Here is a 2,777-nt window from a genome sequence, read left to right on the forward strand (position 1 = left end):
CTGAAATGGGGCGAAAGTCTGTGGACTCTGTGTAAGACAGTACATGGTTTTTTAACTGTGGTATGCGACGGTGGTGGAAGCAGAAACTTAAATCGTGAGGTTTAGGAATCGCCGCACTTTTAGGGCGGCGAGGATGTCAACAATATCTCCCTCCATTTTGATGGTTTTACCTCTTGACCCCATTTTGACGGTTTTACGGGTATTAGAGGAAATTTTACGGGTTTTTCGCAGTTCATCACTGGCTTGGTTAAGGGATGCTAACATATCGTCATTCCCTATTTTTACGGTTAAGCGTCGAGCCGTTTCTAGGAGTTGTTCTGCTTTATTTGGGTCTTTATCGGCAATTTTGGTCGCATCTGAGGCTAATTGGGCAATATTGCGCTGTTGCACATACCCCATAACTTCTTGATTCACTTGTGCAACAGTTCCCTGACCTGCTAAAAATTGTACTACAACATTAAGGGGCGGTTGCTCTCCGCGGCGATTTAAGCCAGGAATATCATAAGTTAAGCCAATTTGTGCGATTCTTGCCCTAGAACTGGTACGACTATCAATGGTAAATTCTAAAATGTAAATGGTGTCATCTCCTGCTGCCGCATTACCGATGGGATAAGGGGGGGTTAAGAGCGGATATTCGGCTTGATCTGGATAAACACGGGTGATTTTAGCTAATTTTACCCCTTTGACCGTTTGAATATCTAATTTAATATTATTAATTACCTCATTTTGCGCTTGTTGATAAGCTTGAATAATATAACTAGGAAAGTCAGTAATTAAAATTTGATGGGGTAAGTCTTTTTGAGGAACAACATGGCCAAATTGTCCAGCTGTATTGTTACTAATATCATCTAATAGCTGCTCATTATAATCGCCAACCCCTAGGACCGTAATTGGAATATTACACTGAGCAAAATCATTGGCTAATTGACGGCAATCTTCTTCGCCTATGGTTTGACCATCGGTAAATATTAACGCTCTACGGGAAGTCATCGCTTGATTACCAATAATCCCTAACACTTGATCCATTCCTCTACTTAAAACAGTTCCTCCACTAAATTTAGTTAGTTGATCAATAGCCGATTCAATCGGTTGAATTTGGGTTGCAGGGGTTAAATTAATTAAAGTAGAAGCTTGGTCATCAAAACGAACTAAAGCAATGCGATCTTCTTTGGTTAAACCACCTGAATGTAATAGTTTTTTCAGGGATTGAATCACTACCTCTAGTTTGGTCATTCCCCCTACATTTTCATACATAGAGCCACTGGTATCAATCAGAAAAGCAAAGGTGGTAGAGGGCCGACTTTGAGCTGCTGCTGCTTGGGGTCTAATTTTCATCATTAAAAAGAGTCGCTGGTCTGGAGTGTCAGCAGGTAAAAAATCTCGATGAGGGGTTAAAGATACGGTTAACATTTGTTTTTTCTCCAAAAGAGTAAAGTTGCTAAGGGGTGTAAATATCCTCTAAAGACAGTAACATTCCAAAAGTTGGCTCAATTCCTGTTAATTCTGGATCAAATAAGTCAGGAAATTTTTGATTACCATTATCTTGAAAGTTTTCGAGATTGGTTTCAAAAAGTGAGGGTAAATTCAGTCTAATACTGGTGTAGCGATAACCTTCTTGAATATCTTCTATCCAAGCGTTAATGATTTGGTTAAGGTGATGCTCTCGAATGGCACATAAACTTTCTTGTTGTAAGGTGTCTTGTAACTCTTGACGAATTTTTGGGGTAAAAATTTCTTGAGGATTATCCTCATAATGGGGGTGTAAATCTAAAGGATACTGATAACCTGCCGGTGGAGAACTTTGGGTGTGTAATGATAGGGTATATATAACCATAGAATAGCAACCATAAAATTAATACAGAGAAAAAATAAGTTTATTATGGCGATTTTAACATAGAATTGTTATTTTACAAAGAAATTTAGTTAATTTTAATCTTTCTCAATCCCAATTAAATATCGTCTTAAGAGAATTTAGCAATTAGACAGATTTAGAGAGAAGATTTCTAGATAGAGACGTTGATTAAGAGGAAGAAATGATGTCTTTTGATTGGACTTCCAGACGAATTTCTCCAAACTTACGAGTGTCCCCATTCTTTAAGAGATAAATGAGTTTTTTCATTCCTTTTGCTTGAGCATAATCAGCATTATATTCCATAATAATCTCCTCTCCCTGTTGAAAAATTTTGGCGGTTTCTGGATAAAATCCTTCGGCTTTACTGAGGAGAATATGAGCATTTTGATGACTTCCTAAAATAATGGGAATATCCCCTAAAGAAAGAGTAGTGGTTTCCTTTTCATGCCAATGAATCAGTAAATAGGCTTTACGACTTAATTGTTCGAGTAAAGCGATCATTAAACCAATAAAAAAGCCTAAAATCACTCCGCCTAATAATCTACCACCGATTTCCCCGATTAAAGGCGACAGTAATAAAAAACCTGCTGCTCCCATTCCCCCTCCAATTGTGCCACCTTGTACGCCGCGAATCCTCCTTAAATTAGGAACAAAAAAGGACATTCCCCCACCGAGTAATCCACCTAATAACATCCATCCCACAATTCTCCCTAAAAGAATAAGGAAGGAAAGACTAGAAATCGGGGTAAAATGGCTCTTCGGGACTTGGTATGGTTCGATATGGGGGCATAAATCGACTAAATCCTTATCTGGCAAGAGATTTAATTGATTAGTTCGCTCTAGATCGCAAACAATTGACAAAAATCGCGGTAATGTCTGTCTCTATAAGGGTTTCATTCCTTATAACCCCCATCCATTGCATAAC

The 2,777-nt window shown here is 38.4% G+C and carries 3 protein-coding genes; all 3 read right to left on the reverse strand.

Features of this window, described 5'->3' with window-relative positions:
• Nucleotides 1-87: 87 nt before the first annotated feature.
• A complete protein-coding gene (locus O9332_RS26215; RefSeq protein ID WP_288027987.1) occupies nt 88-1,410 on the reverse strand; it encodes a vWA domain-containing protein in 1,323 nt (440 codons plus the stop codon).
• A 28-nt stretch (nt 1,411-1,438) separates the two neighbouring features.
• Nucleotides 1,439-1,834, reverse strand: a complete 396-nt coding sequence (locus O9332_RS26220; RefSeq protein WP_004159374.1) for a hypothetical protein — start codon at nt 1,832-1,834, stop codon at nt 1,439-1,441.
• A 186-nt stretch (nt 1,835-2,020) separates the two neighbouring features.
• Nucleotides 2,021-2,713 (reverse strand): hypothetical protein, encoded by a 693-nt coding sequence (locus O9332_RS26225; protein WP_288027989.1) that lies wholly within the window; start codon nt 2,711-2,713, stop codon nt 2,021-2,023.
• Nucleotides 2,714-2,777: the final 64 nt, after the last annotated feature.

Origin of the sequence: Microcystis sp. LE19-10.1B, assembly GCF_027530565.1 — a bacterium.
GTDB classification, from domain to species: domain Bacteria; phylum Cyanobacteriota; class Cyanobacteriia; order Cyanobacteriales; family Microcystaceae; genus Microcystis; species Microcystis aeruginosa.